The 15,665-nt window shown below is 72.0% G+C and carries 19 protein-coding genes; 7 read left to right on the top strand and 12 right to left on the bottom strand.

The genetic code is table 11. The features are described from left to right. Positions 1 to 28: 28 nt before the first annotated feature. Together KZ829_RS17925 and KZ829_RS17920 are read right to left on the bottom strand one after the other, a co-directional pair. Positions 29 to 889, bottom strand: coding sequence for a hypothetical protein (locus KZ829_RS17925; RefSeq protein WP_220145060.1), 861 nt, complete (start codon positions 887 to 889; stop codon positions 29 to 31). Beyond that, positions 886 to 1,098, bottom strand: a complete 213-nt coding sequence (locus KZ829_RS17920) for a hypothetical protein (protein ID WP_220145059.1) — start codon at positions 1,096 to 1,098, stop codon at positions 886 to 888. The genes KZ829_RS17925 and KZ829_RS17920 overlap by 4 nt, the downstream gene beginning before the upstream one ends. A gap of 82 nt (positions 1,099 to 1,180) precedes the next feature. On the opposite strand from KZ829_RS17920, the gene KZ829_RS17915 reads away from it, so the two are divergent. Next, positions 1,181 to 1,552 (top strand): nuclear transport factor 2 family protein, encoded by a 372-nt coding sequence (locus KZ829_RS17915; RefSeq protein WP_220145058.1) that lies wholly within the window; start codon positions 1,181 to 1,183, stop codon positions 1,550 to 1,552. Positions 1,553 to 1,556: 4 nt separating this feature from the next. Here KZ829_RS17915 and KZ829_RS17910 read toward each other — a convergent pair whose 3' ends face one another. After that, the gene (locus tag KZ829_RS17910; RefSeq protein ID WP_220145057.1) at positions 1,557 to 2,018 is read right to left on the bottom strand and encodes an SRPBCC domain-containing protein; all 462 of its coding nucleotides are present in this window, start codon (positions 2,016 to 2,018) and stop codon (positions 1,557 to 1,559) included. Next, the gene (locus tag KZ829_RS17905; protein ID WP_308285544.1) at positions 2,015 to 2,353 is read right to left on the bottom strand and encodes an ArsR/SmtB family transcription factor; all 339 of its coding nucleotides are present in this window, start codon (positions 2,351 to 2,353) and stop codon (positions 2,015 to 2,017) included. The genes KZ829_RS17910 and KZ829_RS17905 overlap by 4 nt, the downstream gene beginning before the upstream one ends. A gap of 75 nt (positions 2,354 to 2,428) precedes the next feature. Here KZ829_RS17905 and KZ829_RS17900 point away from each other — a divergent pair, with 75 nt between their 5' ends. Continuing rightward, positions 2,429 to 2,902, top strand: a complete 474-nt coding sequence (locus KZ829_RS17900; protein ID WP_220145056.1) for a DinB family protein — start codon at positions 2,429 to 2,431, stop codon at positions 2,900 to 2,902. Here KZ829_RS17900 and KZ829_RS17895 read toward each other — a convergent pair whose 3' ends face one another. From KZ829_RS17895 to KZ829_RS17885, 3 genes are all read right to left on the bottom strand, one after another. Next, positions 2,903 to 3,106: a hypothetical protein gene (locus KZ829_RS17895; protein WP_220145055.1), complete on the bottom strand. Its 204-nt coding sequence runs from the start codon at positions 3,104 to 3,106 to the stop codon at positions 2,903 to 2,905. It abuts the gene before it with no gap. Between the two features lie 171 nt (positions 3,107 to 3,277). Next, entirely contained in the window at positions 3,278 to 4,582 is a 1,305-nt protein-coding gene (locus tag KZ829_RS17890; protein ID WP_220145054.1) for a M20/M25/M40 family metallo-hydrolase, read from the bottom strand. Beyond that, a complete protein-coding gene (locus KZ829_RS17885) occupies positions 4,579 to 5,883 on the bottom strand; it encodes a radical SAM protein (RefSeq protein ID WP_220145053.1) in 1,305 nt (434 codons plus the stop codon). The genes KZ829_RS17890 and KZ829_RS17885 overlap by 4 nt, the downstream gene beginning before the upstream one ends. 74 nt (positions 5,884 to 5,957) lie before the next feature. On the opposite strand from KZ829_RS17885, the gene KZ829_RS17880 reads away from it, so the two are divergent. Further along, entirely contained in the window at positions 5,958 to 6,485 is a 528-nt protein-coding gene (locus tag KZ829_RS17880; RefSeq protein ID WP_308285543.1) for a flavin reductase family protein, read from the top strand. A 112-nt stretch (positions 6,486 to 6,597) separates the two neighbouring features. Beyond that, on the top strand, positions 6,598 to 6,810 hold the full coding sequence (locus tag KZ829_RS17875; protein ID WP_220145052.1) for a hypothetical protein: 213 nt from the start codon (positions 6,598 to 6,600) through the stop codon (positions 6,808 to 6,810). 9 nt (positions 6,811 to 6,819) lie between these two features. On the opposite strand, the gene KZ829_RS17870 is transcribed toward KZ829_RS17875, so the two are convergent. The 3 genes from KZ829_RS17870 to KZ829_RS44010 all read right to left on the bottom strand — a co-directional run bounded on the left by KZ829_RS17870 (position 6,820) and on the right by KZ829_RS44010 (position 8,830). Then, entirely contained in the window at positions 6,820 to 7,614 is a 795-nt protein-coding gene (locus KZ829_RS17870) for an alpha/beta fold hydrolase (RefSeq protein WP_220145051.1), read from the bottom strand. A gap of 169 nt (positions 7,615 to 7,783) precedes the next feature. Beyond that, positions 7,784 to 8,704, bottom strand: a complete 921-nt coding sequence (locus KZ829_RS17865; RefSeq protein ID WP_308285542.1) for a serine hydrolase — start codon at positions 8,702 to 8,704, stop codon at positions 7,784 to 7,786. A 3-nt stretch (positions 8,705 to 8,707) separates the two neighbouring features. Next, complete coding sequence (locus KZ829_RS44010; protein WP_281428162.1) at positions 8,708 to 8,830, bottom strand: hypothetical protein; 123 nt, start codon at positions 8,828 to 8,830, stop codon at positions 8,708 to 8,710. A 634-nt stretch (positions 8,831 to 9,464) separates the two neighbouring features. On the opposite strand from KZ829_RS44010, the gene KZ829_RS43050 reads away from it, so the two are divergent. Then, on the top strand, positions 9,465 to 12,494 hold the full coding sequence (locus KZ829_RS43050) for a protein kinase domain-containing protein (RefSeq protein WP_308285541.1): 3,030 nt from the start codon (positions 9,465 to 9,467) through the stop codon (positions 12,492 to 12,494). Here KZ829_RS43050 and KZ829_RS17855 read toward each other — a convergent pair. Then, the gene (locus tag KZ829_RS17855) at positions 12,491 to 13,168 is read right to left on the bottom strand and encodes a DUF4190 domain-containing protein (RefSeq protein ID WP_220145050.1); all 678 of its coding nucleotides are present in this window, start codon (positions 13,166 to 13,168) and stop codon (positions 12,491 to 12,493) included. The two genes, KZ829_RS43050 and KZ829_RS17855, sit on opposite strands and share 4 nt — an antisense overlap. A 23-nt stretch (positions 13,169 to 13,191) precedes the next feature. Between KZ829_RS17855 and KZ829_RS17850 the strand changes: the two genes are divergently transcribed. Both KZ829_RS17850 and KZ829_RS17845 read left to right on the top strand, forming a co-directional pair. After that, positions 13,192 to 13,596 carry a hypothetical protein gene (locus KZ829_RS17850; RefSeq protein WP_246635832.1) on the top strand — a complete coding sequence of 135 codons (405 nt, stop codon included), beginning with the start codon at positions 13,192 to 13,194 and terminating at the stop codon, positions 13,594 to 13,596. Between the two features lie 104 nt (positions 13,597 to 13,700). Further along, complete coding sequence (locus KZ829_RS17845; protein WP_220145049.1) at positions 13,701 to 14,684, top strand: hypothetical protein; 984 nt, start codon at positions 13,701 to 13,703, stop codon at positions 14,682 to 14,684. A 4-nt stretch (positions 14,685 to 14,688) separates the two neighbouring features. On the opposite strand, the gene purU is transcribed toward KZ829_RS17845, so the two are convergent. Then, positions 14,689 to 15,606: a formyltetrahydrofolate deformylase gene (purU, locus tag KZ829_RS17840; protein ID WP_220145048.1), complete on the bottom strand. Its 918-nt coding sequence runs from the start codon at positions 15,604 to 15,606 to the stop codon at positions 14,689 to 14,691. Positions 15,607 to 15,665: the final 59 nt, after the last annotated feature.

The raw sequence follows: 15,665 nt of genomic DNA, 5'->3' as shown, positions 1-15,665 counted from the left end.
GATTTTGATCGTCCTGTCGGTCGGAGCTTCACCCGCCGCGGTGGTGTTTCTTCACGAAGGTGTAGCCGGGCTCCAGCGTGAACCCGTCGATCTCCTCGGTCTCCATGGCCTGCTGATGCAGGTTGAGCTGCTTCTTCGACGCGTGGGCGCCGGCCGGCAGCCGCCGGACGAACCCGGTGACCCAGTGCGCCCGGTGCTCCCCGCCGGAGCCGTCGCCGTGCTCGCCGGACTCCCCCGGCAGCGATGCCGGCTCGACCAGCGGCGCGTAGAAGAGCAGGTCGAGGGTCTGCTCACCGTCGACGGCCGGATAGTTGAGCTCCCCGTCCGGCCCGGTGCTGCCGGTCACCCGGGTGACATAGCCCTCCCGCAGCAGCTGGTCGACGGCGTTGCGGAGCAGGAACTGCCCCTTCTTGCCACGCCCCAGCCCGCAGTGCGCCGGCAGTTCGGCCTCGGCGAAGACGGCGCTGCCGTCCTCGAAGACCCGGCCGAGCCGCCGCACCGCATTGAGCACCTGACCGCGATTGGACACTCCCGGGTCGAACTCGCGGGTGATCACCCGAGGGTCGTACTCATGGAAGTAGTCGACCCCGTCCACCCGCATCGGCTCGTCCAGCGTGACCGTCCGCAGATGCACCTGCTGATCCCTCACGCCGATGGTGACCAGCACCCCAGCGCGCAGGTCGCCGGGCCAGGCGATCCCGGTGAGCCGCCACCCCGGGTCCTGGACGACCCCGGCCTCGTACGTCTCCCGGCCGGGGGTCATCCCCAGCACCCGATGGTCGAGCACCACGGCGACCGTCTCCGGCAGCGTCTCGCCGAGATCGTCGGGCAGCGGGCACACGGCCTGATCCAGATCCGCCCGCACCAGGGGAAACCTGCGCGTTCTCACGCAGAGAAGATACCTCGCGGCCGGTGCGGGAGGCGGTCGTGCTGTTCGCTGTCGAAGCGGGACGTCACGCCGCGGGCGAAGACGCTGAACGGCTCGGCGTCGCCGACCAGGGTTCGGGCCGCCTCCGACGGCAGCAGGCGGCGCAGCCGCCCGAGCCGCGCCGGACCGAGATGCCGTGACAGTAGGTGAGAAAGCTGAGGACGGCCCATTCACCGGAGGATTGTCCTCCAGCGCCGCAACGGGGCAGGATGACCAGAAAGTAGAACGTGTTCTACCCCGAAAGGATGCGCCATGACCATCCGTGACCTGGCACGACGATCGCAGGCGGCGGCCGGCGCGAAGGACCGCGAGGGCTGGCTCGGGCTGTTCGCCGACGATGCGATCGTCGAGGACCCGGTCGGGCCGTCGCCGCTCTCCCCGGACGGCCGCGGGCACCGTGGCGCCGAGGCCATCGCCCGGTTCTACGACACCGTGATCGGGATGGTCGACGGGATGCGCTTCGAGATCGAGCGCTCCTACCTGTGCGGCGAGGAGGTCGCCGATGTCGGCAGCATCCACATCACCCTGCCCGGCGGGCAGGCCGCCCGGGTGAACGGCGTCTTCACCTACCGGGGCGACGGCGCGGGCAGGATCGCGGCACTGCGGGCCTACTGGGAGTTCTGACCCGCTACTCGACGGACTGGGCGAGCTGCGTGGTGACCATGCCCCAGCCCTCGAAGAAGCCGAGCTTCTCGTGCTGCTCACGGGCGGACGGGTCACCGTGCCGGACCACGACCCGGTAGTCGGTGCCCTCCGGATGGTCGGCCAGCACGATCTCGGCGGTCATCGCCACCGGCGCGGGCAGGGCGGGCCGCCAGGCGCTGTCGAGCGCGTTGGTGAAGACGATCCGCTCCAGGTCGTCGACGACCAGGAAGACCGCGTCGACGTGCGGGACGAACGCCACGCCGTCCTCGCTCATCCGGGTCACCAGGGCGCCGCCGGGCCGCGCCTCCAGCCGGTCGACGCGGCAGACCATGGGCGCCGGGATGAACCACTTCGCGAAGCGGTCCGGGTCGGTCCAGGCGCTCCACACGGCGGCGCGCGGGGCGCGGATGGTCCGTTGCAGGGTCAGGTCCAGGTCGGGGTTCATGACGGATCCTCCTCGGTGCCGGCGACGAACTGTTCGAGCCGGTCGGTGCGTTCTTCCCAGATGCGGCGCTGTTCGGCCAGCCAGTCCTCGGCGAGCGCGAGACGCTCCCGGTTGAGCACGCAGGTGCGGACCCGGCCGGTCTTGCTCGTCCGAATGATCCCGGCGGATTCGAGCGCCCGCACGTGTTTCAGGAACGACGGGAGCGTCATCGGGAACTCGCCGGCGAGGTCACCCACGCTGGCCGGGCCACGCCCGAGCCGCCGGATGACCCCACGCCGCGTCGAATCGGCGAGGGCGTCGAACAGCCCGTCCAGCTGAGCCGAATACTGTGCCACGCGGCTAAGTATTGCCCGACCGCATAGTTAGCGCAAGGGCTAACTATGTCGTAGGTGACTGCTAGCGTCCCGCGCATGACGGAGACTGCGTTGCATGAGTTTCTCGGGTATCAGCGGTCCAGCGTCCTCGCGATCGTCGAGGGCCTCGACGAGCAGGCCTTGCGAACGGCGGTCCTGCCATCCGGCTGGACGCCGCTGGGCCTGATCGAGCACTTGGGCCACGCCGAGCGCCACTGGTTTCAAGAGGTGCTGACCGGCACCGCCGTGCCCGTTCCGTGGGCAAGCGCGCCACCGTTCGCCATCGACCAGCCGACCGGCCCGGTGTTCGCGTTCTACCGGGAGCAGTGCGCGATAGCCGACCGCAACATCGAGGCCACCGACCTGGACGCCAAGCCGGTCGGCCGCCACGAGGACGAGACGCTCGCCGGCCAGACCACCGACCTGCGCCGGATCATCCTGCACATGATCGAGGAGACCGCCCGGCACGCGGGCCACCTGGACGCGGCCCGCGAGCTGATCGACGGCGTCACCGGCCTCGGCCCACGCTGATCAGCGGGAGGGCTCGACGCCCGCGCTGGACGGCTCGGGTTCTCCGGAGAGTTCCGACGGGAGGAGCGTCGCGTTCGGGCCGCAGACGAAGAGGGCCGGCGCGGGCGGGGTGAGGGTCCGCACGGTCACGCCGCCGCCGAAGCCCCGGTGGTCGCAGCCGGAGCAGCGGACCACGATCTCCGAGATGCCGCCGGCCGAGCCCACCCGCGGCACGATCGTGTCATCGCCGTAGGAGACCTCGGGCAGGCACTGGTCCGGGCGGTCAGGGCCGCCGCCGGCCGGGGTCCCGCAGCCAGTCGCCGGGGACCCCGACCTGGACGCCGCCGTACGACTCCCACCGCCAGCCGCCGGGCAGTGTCGCCACGGTTCCCGGGGTCACAGGCGTTCGATCAAGGTCCGGTACCAGGCGATGCCCTTCAGGTAGGCGTCGACCGTGATGTGCTCGTCGTGGGTGTGGATCGACTCGCGCTGCGCCTTCGTCATCTCGAACGGCGTGAACCGGTACACCCGGTCGCTGATCCTGGTGAAGTGGCGGGCGTCGGTCGCGGCCATCATCACGTACGGCGAGGTCACCGCGTGCGGGAAGTGCTCCTCGGTGGTGGCCGCGATCAGGTCGAACGCCTCGTCCAGCGGCGACGACGGCGACGGCTCGCCCGCGTCGACCACCCGGATCCCCACCTCCGGGTCGTCGATCACCTTGCGGACGTGCGCGATCGCCTCGGACATCGTGTCGCCGACCAGGATCCGGATGTTCACCCCGGCGGTGGCCCGGGCGGCGACCACGTTGAGCGCCGGCGAGCCGCTGAGCGTCGTGACCGCGATCGTGGTGCGGGCCATCGCCGCCGGCTCGGGTCCGGCCAGGAGCAGCAGCCGGGTCAGCAGCGCCCGGCTGCGGACGGCGGCGCTCAGCGCGTACCGCATCGGGGTCTTGGCATGGGGTGCCGCCCGGCGGAAGAGTTCGACGGTGGCGTCCGGCGCGGAAGCCCGCATGGGCGACCGGTCGAGCCGGGTGATGGCCCGCGCGAGCCGGGCGGTCGGCCCGAGCGGGGCCGGGGTGGAGGCGTGCCCGCCGCGGCCGTCGACGCGCAGTTCGAGGGAGGTGATGCCCTTCTCGGTGACGCCGATGACCGCGATCGGCTTCTCGACGCCGGGGAAGGCGTCGAACGCGACCGCGCCGCCCTCGTCGAGCACGAACCACGGGATCACCCCGCGCCGCCGCAGCTCCTCGACGGCGAGCGGGGCCGCGTCCCCGGCGACCTCCTCGTTGCAGCCGAACGACAGCCACACGTCCTGCGCCGGGGTGTGCCCGTCGGCGAGCAGGTCCTCGACGGCCTGGCAGATCGCGGCGAGGCTGCCCTTGCAGTCGAGGGTGCCGCGGCCCCAGATGATCCCGTCCTCGACGACCGCATCGAACGGCGGATGGGTCCACTCGCCTTCGACCGGCACGACGTCGATGTGGGCCATCAGCACGACCGGCCGGTCCCTCGACGTGCCCGCCCAGTGGAAGAGCAGGCCGTGGCTGCCCACGCGCGTCACGGAAAGACGCTTGTGGAGCAGCGGGAACTGTTCGCGCAACGTCCGGTGGAACGCGTCGAACGCCGAGTGGTCCCAGGCCCCCGCATCCCGGGTGGAGACGGTCGGGATGCGGAGCAGGGCCTGGAGCGATGCGATCGGTGTCACTCGGCGGGCAGGCTGTCCATGAACGAGCTGACCGAGAAGACCGCGTTGCCGGCGCCGGGCGGACCGTAGCCGGGCGGGCTGGACAGCCCGTTGGCCTCCATGGTCGCCCGGTACGCCTCCAGGAGCCGAATGTGGTACTCCAGCGGGGCGCCTTCCGGGTTCATCTTGCCCAGCGGCGTGGTCGGCTCCGGGCACCAGGTGGTGAACCGCGGCGTGATCCCCCGGGACATGAAATATTGCAGGCCCTCGGTGGTCGACTTGATCGCCTCGTCGACGGTGGTGAAGCCGAACGGCGCGGCCATCTCGATGCCGGCGACGAAGTTCGGGATCACGTTGCGCGGCCCGAAGACCTCGGCCGAGGTGAGGATGCGGCGGTGCCACTCCTCCCGGCCGACATACCGCTCCTTACCGGGGCAGTAGCGCTCGAAGAGGTATTTGTCCCACACCTCGTAGTTCGGGTGGTAGATCCGGATGCCGTAGTCGTAGAAGCGCTGCACATCCTCCTTCGGCAGCGCCTGGGCGACGACCTTCCCGATCCACCGGCCGGGGAAGCGCTCCTCGATGGCCTGCGCATACCGCCCGTAGAAGTCGGCCTCGGCCAGCCCGTCGACCTTGCTGGTGACACTGCCGCCGGTCAGCGTGTAGGCGTGCGACGTCTTGGCGGCGTCGTACTTGTCGATGATCGCGAGCGCTTCGAGCACCTCGTCGACCGGCTTCACACCCGTGTAGGGGCGGCCGGCCGCCTTGTGCTGGCGCCAGTTGTGGTTGATGTCGCAGTACTGGCACTCCTCCTTGGCGCCGAAGTACTGACACACCCGGAAGACCGTCAGATAGACCAGGTAGCCCCACTGGATCGTCGGGGCGACCTCCATCACCTGCTTGCCGTTGGCGAGCGTGTGCCGGTAGTAGTCCGGCATCGGCGGCAGCCCGACCTCGGCGATCTCCCGCCCGTCCAGGAACAGCTTGAGCTGCCCGTCGTCGCCCGGCTTCACCCGGTACGGCGAGGTGGGGTTGATCCGCACCGACACCACCGTGCGGCGCAGGTCGTAGGGCCCGCCGGTGAGCACGATCTCCTCCGGCGGCCGGCGCAGCGCCGCCTCACCCAGCTCGGGCAGGGTCCGGTGGTCGAACGAGAAGATGAAGTACGACTTCGGCTTCACGTCACCGTTCTCGTTGTCGGTGAGCGCCGAGTCGTCGAACGCCAGCCCGCCCCGCAGCAGGTCTTCCTTGATCACCGCCTCGCGCGGCACGTGCGGGAACCGCCCCATGAGATCTTCAACGAGATCCGTACGCGTCTGCATTGTTGACGTCCTCCCGCGTCGGACCGTAACACGCCAGTTGACCTCAACCGGGCTTGAGGTTCTACCGTTGCCCCGTGTCAAGTATCACGGTGCGTCCCCCGGAGTCCCAGGTCAGCGAATTGTTCCGCGCCGCCTTCCGCCGCCACGCCGCGGGAGTGGCGGTGATCACCACGGCCGGCCCGGCCGGTCTCACCGTCTCCAGCCTGGCGTCCGTCTCCGCCGACCCGCCCGCGCTGTCCTTCTCGGTGATGGGCTCCCGCTCCGGCCACGCGATCCTCGGCGCGCCCAGCCTGGTGATCAACCTGCTCGGCCCCGGGCACGCCACGCTGGCCCGCGACTTCGCCTCCTCCGGCGGCGCCCGTTTCACCCCCGGCCAGGGCTGGGCCGACCTCCCGACCGGCGAGCCCTACCTGCCGGACGCGGTCGCCGCGCTGCGCGCCACCCCCCTGCACCGCATCCCGGTCGGCGAATCCACCCTGGTCATCGCCGAGGTCGTCGCGGTCGTCCTGGGCGAACCGGATCACCCTCTCATTCATCACAACAAAGACTTCTTCATCGGTACGGGCGAGCCGGCCCCCGACCACATCGCCCCGGCCCCGTAGCGCACGGCGACCCGGCCGCATCTCCAGCCCGTGCCGCCCGCGCCGGGCTGAGCTGCCCCTCCGGCCGCTGCGCGGCCTCACCCGGTAGAACCCGGTCGCTACCGTGCCCAGAGTGGAGATCATCGCGCGGCTGATCGAGGAGCGGGAGTTCATCCACCTACGGGCGGCCACCCGTCACCGGGAGCTGCGGTGTCTCGTCCCGGCCCGTCCCGCGAGCACCCGCACGTGCCCCGCGTGCAAAGGCACGACGCGGATGATGCTCGCCAACGGCCACTGGGTCTACTGCCCGATGTGCAACACCCGGGGCTGGGTGCCCGCCGCCTGATCAACGACCTCAGCCGTGGCCGGCCCGGTCCAGCCACTCGTGCGTCAGCGCCTCGAACAGAGCCGGCTGGTCGATCTGAAGGTTGTGGCCGGCCACGTCGAGGATCGCAAAGGTGGCATGTGGGTAGTGCGGCAGCAGCGCGATGTGGTCCGCGAACCCGACGACCTGGTCCTGCCGGCCGGTCAGGATCAGGGTGGGCCGGGTGAACGGCGGGCCGGACTCGGGTGGGAAGCTCAACGCCCACCGTTGCTCGACGCGGGCGATCGCCTCCTGATCGCCGATGCGCAGGCCGACCATGATCTCGTCGCGGAACCGGGCGGCCGCCTCCGGGCTCTGCACCACCGCCATCTCGGTGAAGGCCGTGGCCGTCGCCTCGTCCAGCCCGGCGACCGCGGCCGGGTCGGGCCGCAGCACCTCCAGGCCGGGCAGCGTGCGGCGGGACCGCTGCACCTCGGTGCCGATCGGGCAGATCAGCGCCAGGCCGAGCACCTGATCACTACGGTCCCGGGTGACGGCCCGGCTCAGATAGCCGCCGTACGACTCCCCCACCAGCAGGAACGGCTCATCGCCGAGCACCTCACCGATGAACTCGTGCACCGCCGCCAGCTGACCATCGGAACCGGTCAGTGCGGGCGGCGCGGGCGAGCGGCCCATCCCCGGCAGATCAAGGTAGATCCGCCGGTAGCCGGGCCGCTTCGCGAACACCGGCTCCAGACAACCCGACATCAGCCGGTGATCAGCCGTCCACCCGTGGATGGCGACCACCGGCACACCGCTTCCGTGCTCCACGAAGTTCAGCGTCACGCGAGGATGCTCTCACCCGCCTACGACACTTTCATGGATCATGACCTGGGGCATGACCATCGGCACGGATGGCATGACCCGCATGGCCGGGACCATCGACCACGTGAGGATCCGCCGCGCGATCGCCGTTCTGTTCGCCGGCCGCGCCGGGCGGCGGCCCGCGAGGATCTCAGTACCCCAGGTGGGTCCGGGTCAGCTTGGCGATCTTCTCGACCAGGGTGACGCCGGCGGTCATCGTCCGGTTGTTGTGGGAGAGGACGGCGACCGACACGTCCACGGCGCCGTTCTTCGTGGTGATCCGGCCGATCGTGTTGACCGCCCACAGGCCGCCGTCGGCCGAGCGGGTGTCCCAGCCGTTCTTGACCGTGAAGTTCTCACCCTTGCGGGCGACCGCCGGGACACCCCAGTCCTGCGCCTTGTCGACGGTGTTCATCAGGGTGAACGCGGTCTTGCGGGACGACGCGCCGAGCGGCCCCTTGGTGTCGACCAGCTCGGACAGCAGCCGCACCTGATCGGCCGCGGTGGTCCGGGTGAGACCCCACCGGCTGTTCATGACGGTGCTCGTCAGGCCGAGCCGCTTGTTGCATCTCCCGACCGCGGTCCGGCCACCCAGCCTGTTGTAGAGGCTCGTCGTGGCGTTGTTGTCGCTGAGCCGGATCATCGGCTTGGCCAGCGCCATCTCGGCCGACGTGGGCCCACGGCCGGCGTCCTGCGCCTTGAGCAGCATGCAGGTGAGGATCTGCACCTTGACGATGCTGGCCGTGTCGAACCTGACCTTGCCCCGGTAGTGGTAGGACTGCCCGGTCTTGCGGTCGAGCACCGACACCGAGAAGTCGGGGGTGGCGCCGGCCAGCTTCTTCAGCGCGGCGTCCAGCCGCTTGACGCGTTTCGCCCGGTCGGCGGCCGCCAGTTCGGCCGCGGTGGGCCCGGCCGGGGTGGGGATCGGCGCCATGGCCGGGGCCACCACCACGGCCGCCACGGTCGTCGTCGCCGGTTTCGCCCCGCTGTCCAACCGGGTCACGATAAGGCCGCCGCCGCCGGCAACCACGGCCACCGCCACTCCCAGGATCACGAACCGGTTGGACGCCACCGCTCAGCCCTCCGCCGCAATGATCGAACGGTCCCGGTCCGGCCGGAGGGCCACGATCCCGGCGTGCGGGAGCACCCCCACCACGAACGCGTGCGCTGCCAGGACCACCCGCCGGACTGACCTCATGGCCGGACACTCTATCCGGTACGCGTGAATCCATCCCGCCTCATGCGGACCGTCCCACCCTGCCCCCGCAAGCCACTGCCGCTCCCAGGACCGGCGCCCCGCCGGGCTGAGGTGGCCGATCGGCCGATGTGCCCGGCCATCACACACAAGCGCTGCCGGATCCCGCCGCCAGACCCACGACACTCGCGCACACGGTCGAGGGTGCGTGTGCGCCCACGCGGCCGACAGCCCTGGCCGCCGCACACGTGACCTTCTACGTGTGCGGCCACGTGACCTGAGACCCGGCGGCGGGGTGGCGGGCCCGGCTGGTGGCATTTCGAGGTGACCCGCGGCACGGAACGCTGGTGGAGCGCCTGACCGAGACCACCCACTCACGCCCGGCGGGCGCGGCACGGTCCGGACCCGGCACCGGCTCGCGGAAATGCACGATCGGGTACGCGTAGCGCGTACGAGATCCTGGTTTGTCACCAACCGCTGAGCCGAAGCGGCGCCGCCGAGCGCCGCAGGCCGCGGAACAGGGGTGGGTCCCGGGTGGGAGGGCGTCCCAGCGGAACCAGGCGATCCGCGCATCTGTGCGGTTCGGCGTTGACCGGGCGGCGGTGGCTGCCGAGACTTCTGGTATGAGGGCAGACGCGTGCCGGTGACCCCGCTGGTGGCCGGCGACCCGGCCCGGCTCGGTGACGTCGTGCTGCTCGGGCGGCTCGGGTCGGGCGGCATGGGGACCGTCTACCTGGGACGGGATCCGGACGGGCGGCAGGTGGCCGTCAAGGTGGTGCGGCCCGAGGTGTCGGCGGATCCGAGGTTCCTGGCCCGGTTCCGCAGTGAGGTGAAACGGGCCCGGCAGGTGCCGCCGTTCTGCACGGCCGCGGTGCTGCACTCGGATCTGGAACACGATCCGCCCTATCTGGTGGTCGAGTTCGTGGACGGGCCGAGCCTGGCGGAGGTGGTCCGGGACCGGGGCGCGCTGACCCCCACCGAGCTGTACGCGGTGGCTGTCGGCGTGGCCACCGCGCTGGTCGCCATCCACGGCGCGGGCGTGGTGCACCGGGATCTGAAGCCGGCGAACGTGCTGCTCGCCGTCGGCCTGCCCAAGGTGATCGACTTCGGGATCGCGCGGGGCGCCGACCTGAGCGCGGATCTGACCGGTCCGGATCAGGTGGTCGGGACGATCGGCTATCTGGCGCCGGAGTGTCTGGACACCGGTGATCGCGGACGGGTCGGTCCGGCCGCCGACGTGTGGGCGTGGGGTGTGCTGGTCGGATACGCGGCGGCCGGCCGGACACCGTTCGACGGGGACTCGCCACTGGCCACGATCGGCCGGATCCTCACCCAGCCGCCGAGCCTGGACGGACTGACCGGTCCGCTGCGGCACCTGGTCGAGCGGGCGCTCGCCAAGGATCCGGAGCGCCGGCCCGCCGCCCACGAGCTGCTGGACGCGTTGCTGACCGCCGGGCGGCCGGGGCCGGACATGACGCCGGAGCTGCGGAAGGTGGCGCTGGCCGCGCAGGCCGCCGGGCGCCCGGCCCGCCGGTGGATCGCCTGGTCGCTGGCGGCCGGCCTGGTCGCCGCGCTGGTGGCCGGGTCGGGGGTGGCGCTGGCCCGCTCCTACGACCGGGCCGAACGGCAGGACCGGGCGCTGGTGCAGCGGGACCTGCTGAACCGGTCGGCGGAGGTGCTGGACGCCGATCCGGGGCTGGCCGTGCGGCTGGCGGTCAGCGCGGAGGCGATCAGCCCGTCGGCGCGCGGCCGGGCCGCCGTGACCCGGGCGCTGGCCACCGGGTACGACGGCGAGGTGGGCGGGTCGGCGGTCTACACGGTGGAGTACCGGCCGGACGGGGCGATGGTCGCGACCGGCGGCGCCGACCGGGTGGACCTGTGGACGGTCGCCGATCACCGGTTCACCCCGGCCGCCTCGCTGCCGGCCGGCGGTGGGGAGACCACCGATCTGTCGTTCAGCCCGGACGGGAAGCTGCTGGCCACGGCCGGTGGGCGGCTGCGGATCTGGGACACCGCCGGTGCGCGGGTGCTGTCCGAGATTCCGGGCGGGGCCTGGGACAGCGTGCAGTTCAGTGGGGACGGTGGGCGCCTGCTGACCGCCTCCGACCGGATCGAGCTGTGGGACGTTCGGGAGCCGGCGCGGCCGCGCGCGGTGTGGCGGATGGACGCGGGCGCGGTCACCCGGGGCGGGGCGCGGCTGCGACCGGACGGCAAGGTGCTCGCGGCGGTCGCGGCCGGAGAGCTGCTGACCGTGTGGTCGACGCCGCCGGACGGGCCGGCCCGGCAGATCGCGGTGATCGAGGACGCGAACGCGGTCCTGCACCTGGCGTTCAGCCCGGACGGGAAGACCCTGGCGGTGGCGACGGTCACCGACGGAATCCGGTTCTACGACGTGGGCGATCCAGCACGGCCCCGCTATCTGGGGGCGCTCGGCGAGGAGGACGAGCCGCCCACGGCGGTGGCGTTCGACCGCACCGGGACGGTGCTCGCGGTCGGGAACACCGAACGCACCGTCGCGCTGTGGAGTGTGGGCCGGCCCGGGCAGGCGGTGCCGATCCGGATGCTGCGCCGCGACGGCGGCTGGGCGGCGTCGATCGACTTCGCGCCGGACGGCAGCCGGGTGCTGACCGCCGGATGGGAGGGGGCGCGGACGTCGGCGGCGCTGTGGCGGCTGGACCCGCTCACGCCGCCGCGGCTGGCCGGGCTGCCCGGGGAGGTGGACCGGTTCCGGCAGGTCACGGTGGCGGCGGACGGGGTGGTGGCGGTGTCCACGGCGGCGCGGACCACCTTTCTGGACGTACGGGATCCGGCCCACCCGGTGCAGGCGCGGGCCCCGCTCGTGGTGCGCGGGGCGTCCCGGCTGCGGCTCGGGCGCGACGGGACACTGGTGCTGGCCGGCGGCGCGGTGATCGACCTGTCCGGGGACCGGCCGCGGGTGCTGCTGGACGGGGTGCTCCCGGTGCTCGACCTCGATCCGGAGCGAGGGCTGGCCGCGGTGCTGGACCGGGGGTCGCGGGTGCTGATCTACCGGGTGACGCCCGGCCAGGAGATCCTCGGAGCGGTGCCCGCGTCACCGAACGCGGTGGCGGCTTTCGATCCGCGTACCGGGGCGCTGGTGGTGGCGGACGACAACGGCGGCACCGAGTCGGCCCTGACCGTCTGGGACCTTTCCGGCCCGGCCGGCCCGCGGCGGATGGCGTCGCTCGGCGGGCAGGGCGGCTTCCTCCAGGTCACCGCCCGCGACGGGCTGGTCGTGGGGGTGCACCGGGACGTGCTGACCTGGTCGTCGCGCAACGGCGTGCCGGTGATGCGGTCCGCCCCGCGCGAGCGTACGCCGGGCACCATGGTCACCACGTTGTCGCTCAGCGGGGACCGGTCGCTGCTGGCCCTCACCTCCGGCAGCGGCACCGAGTTGTGGGCGCTGCCGGAGGAGGAGGATCCGCTCCTGGTGGCGGTGTTGCCGGGCGCGCACACCGGGTCGGCGTTCAGCCCGGTGCGGCCCGAGTTGGTGGCCGCCGATGTGGACGGGATCCAGATCTTCGACCTGGCCGGGCTGCGGGCGGTGCTGGCCTCTCCGCTGGCCGCCGCCTGCGAACGGGCGGGTGGCCTCGACCCCGCCGAGTGGCCGGCCCACGTGCCGTCCCTGCCCTACGAACCGGCCTGTTAGCGCTTGAGCGAGCCGGTGGTGGTGCCGGTCAGCTGGTGGGCGAAGCACAGCACGGTCGGGTCGTTCGTCGTGCCGAGCTCGGCCATCCGGGCGGTGAAGAGGAAGAGCTTCGCGTCCTCCGGCACCTTCTGACCGGTGTAGGTCTGGTAGGCCTTCTCGCACCCGGCCTCGGCCGAGGCCTCCGGGTCGGTGACGCCGGTGGCCGGCAGGTCGTAGACCGCGACCACCTCGCTGCTGTGCGGCGACGAGCAGGGCAGCACGTCGATGGACGTGCCGGTCTGGTCGTCGAGGTCCTTGACGCAGTCGCCGGCGCGCAGGTCACTGAGCGAGATGGAGCGTTCGCCGCGGATGGCGCCGGACGCGTCCCGGTCGGGCCCGTCGGCGACGTCACGAGCGACGGCGACACCGATGGCCACGGCGATGACGAGCAGCCACAGCCCGGTGATGCTCAGCGCGATGACGGCGAAGACCTTGCCTCGCTTGTCGCCGTTGCGGCGGCTCTGATTGAGACCGACGACGCCGAAGACGATGGTGAAGATCCCGGCGCAGCCGATGAGCGACATGGCGAGCGCCGCGATGGAGAAGCCGTTCGTCTTGCCGTTCCACTGCGGTCCGGGTGGCGGTGACGGTGGCGCGTATCCGAACTGTGCCGGGGGATGACTCTGTTGATCCACCCGGGCACTCTACAGTCTTCGATATGTTCCGGATCTTGGTGCCGCGCTCGGTCGCGGGGTGGACGATCGCCGTCTTCGGGGCGATGGCCGTGGTCTTCGGTGTGGCCGGGTTGATCTCGCCGGGGACGGTGGCGGCCGGCGCCGGCTTCGACGACCTGGACGGCGCCGGCCGCACGTTCGCGACGGCCTCGTCGATGGCGTCGCTGAACATGGGTGTCTACTACCTGGTGGCGACGGCGACCGAGTGGCGGCCGTTCTTCCTGTTCACGGTGCCGTTCCGGTTGCTCACGTTCACGGTGTTCACCGGCCTGGTGGTGACCGATGTGGCGCCGGGGGCGTTCCTCGGGGTGGCGGTGTGGGAGGCGGTCGGCGCGGTCGCCACCGGCCTGGGGTTGTGGTTCGACTCGCGGCGCGGAGTTCATAAGTGAACAAACAATTGCCGAGTAGTGACGAAAGAGTCGATCTCTCAGCATCTGGGGAAAAATCCGGACCGTAGCCGTTAAACGTCAGTCCATTTGGGACACTTTCCGGCATGGCCGCGACAGATCTTCACCTCGTCGTCGACATCGGCGCCTGGTGGATCACCGCGGTGTTCGAGTCGGCCGGCACGATCCAGCCGCTGGTCGTCGACGGCCGCGGCCGCTCCCCCAGCGGGGTCTTCCAGGACGGCGGCGCGTTCACGGCCGGCACCGCGGCGCTGACCGCCGGCGCCTTCCGCCCGGACGGCTACCGGCCCGACCCGATGACCCTGCTGCGGCACGGCGGCACCTCGGACCCGAGTTTCGACCCGGTGACCGCCGTGGCCGCGGTCCTGGCCCATGTGGCCGACCACGCCGCCGGCCGGATCACCGCCCTGACCGTGGTGACCGCCCAGGCCTGGGGCCAGCCGGCCCTGCAACGGCTGTCCCGGGCCGCGGCCACGGCCTGCCTGCCCCGGCCGCGGGTGACCACCGCGGGCGCCGCCCTCGCCGCCCTGGCCGGCACCCGCATCGCGCTGGTCGCCCTCACCGGCACGGCCTGGCCGGAGCTGTCCGTGCTGGCCACGGCCGACGACGGCTACCGGCAGCTGGCCGCCGCCCCGGTCCGCGCCCCGGGCGCCCCGGCCGTCGACGAGGCGCTGCTACGGATAGCCGCGGCCCGCGCCGGCTTCGAGGCCGACCCCGACGACTGGCGGCTGACCCGCGAGGTCGAGCAGACCCGGGCCCTGCTGGCGGTGCAGCCGCGGGCGCCGATGCTGCTGCCCGAGCCGCATCAGGCGGTCGTGCTGTCCCGCGACGACCTGGCCATCGCGGTCGCCGCCCACGTGGACCGGCTGCCCGAGGTGATCAAGCAGGTGCTGGCCGACGCCGAGGTCACCCCGGCCGAGGTCGGCGCCGTGGTGCTGGCCGGTGCGGAGACCGGGCTGGCGACGGCGCTGCGCGGGGCCGGCCTGCCCGCGCCGATCACGGTCACCGACCCGCACGCCGCCGTCCGCGGCGCCGCCCAGGCGCCACGGCGTCCCTGGTGGCGGCGGTGACCGGCTACTGGAAGACGATGGTGTGGTTGCCGTGCCGGATGACCCGGTCCTCGGCGTGCCACAGCACCGCCCGCGACAGCACGTCCCGCTCCACGTCCGCACCCCGGCGGCGCAGCTCGGCGACGGTGTGCGCGTGGTTCACCCGGACCACGTCCTGCTCGATGATCGGGCCCTCGTCCAGATCCTCGGTCACGTAGTGCGCGGTCGCCCCGACCAGCTTCACGCCACGGTGCGCGGCCTTCGCGTACGGGTCGGCGCCGATGAACGCCGGCAGGAAGCTGTGGTGGATGTTGATGATCGGCACCCCGACCCGCTCGATGAAGTCGGCGGACAGGATCTGCATGTAGCGGGCCAGCACGATGAAGTCGACGTTGCCGGTGAGCAGCTGGAGGTGCTGCGCCTCGGCGGCCGACTTGTCCGCGCCCTGCGACGGCACGTGGAAGAACGGGATGCCGAACGAGCGGACCTCGTCGGCCGAGTGCGCGTGGTTCGAGATCACCATCGCGATGTTGATCGGCAGCTCGCCGCGCCGGTGCCGCCACAGCAGGTCGAGCAGGCAGTGGTCGGTCTTGGAGGCGAAGATCGCCACCCGCTTCGGCGCCGACAGGTCCCGCAGCGTGTACTCCAGTTCGAACCCGCCGGCCAGCTCGGCGCGCAGATCCGCCTCGATCGCCGGGAGCGCCGCCTTGAGGTCGGCGCGCCCGAAGACGGTCCGCTGGAAGAACGCCCCACCGTGCGGATTGTCCGAGTACTGGTCCAGCGAGACGATGTTCGCCCCGTGCCTCCCGAGCACCGCGCTGATCGCCGCCACGATACCGGTCCGGTCCCGTCCGTGCACGATCAGCACGGCCTGGTCGGCGGTCTGCGGCGACTCCGCCCGCGGGTGGATGTGCGGCGCGGGAGCCTGCTGGGTCAGCGTCACGTCGAGGCGTCCTTCCTCAGGGTCGTCGGGCCGGCGGCCACGGCCACCGAAGTCTAGAA

Source organism: Actinoplanes hulinensis (genome assembly GCF_019429605.1).
GTDB lineage: Bacteria > Actinomycetota > Actinomycetes > Mycobacteriales > Micromonosporaceae > Actinoplanes > Actinoplanes campanulatus.
This window is presented reverse-complemented; position numbering and strand designations above follow the sequence as displayed.

Bases quoted from the DNA above. Each gene is read 5' to 3' on its own strand.
- KZ829_RS44010 (WP_281428162.1), bottom strand. From the start codon at position 8,830: ATGAGGTCAGTCCGGCGGGTGGTCCTGGCAGCGCACGCGTTCGTGGTG.
- KZ829_RS17885 (WP_220145053.1), bottom strand. From the start codon at position 5,883: ATGCAGACGCGTACGGATCTCGTTGAAGATCTCATGGGGCGGTTCCCG.
- KZ829_RS17845 (WP_220145049.1), top strand. From the start codon at position 13,701: ATGGCCGCGACAGATCTTCACCTCGTCGTCGACATCGGCGCCTGGTGG.
- KZ829_RS17920 (WP_220145059.1), bottom strand. From the start codon at position 1,098: ATGGGCCGTCCTCAGCTTTCTCACCTACTGTCACGGCATCTCGGTCCG.
- KZ829_RS17915 (WP_220145058.1), top strand. From the start codon at position 1,181: ATGACCATCCGTGACCTGGCACGACGATCGCAGGCGGCGGCCGGCGCG.
- KZ829_RS17900 (WP_220145056.1), top strand. From the start codon at position 2,429: ATGACGGAGACTGCGTTGCATGAGTTTCTCGGGTATCAGCGGTCCAGC.
- KZ829_RS17910 (WP_220145057.1), bottom strand. From the start codon at position 2,018: ATGAACCCCGACCTGGACCTGACCCTGCAACGGACCATCCGCGCCCCG.
- KZ829_RS17850 (WP_246635832.1), top strand. From the start codon at position 13,192: ATGTTCCGGATCTTGGTGCCGCGCTCGGTCGCGGGGTGGACGATCGCC.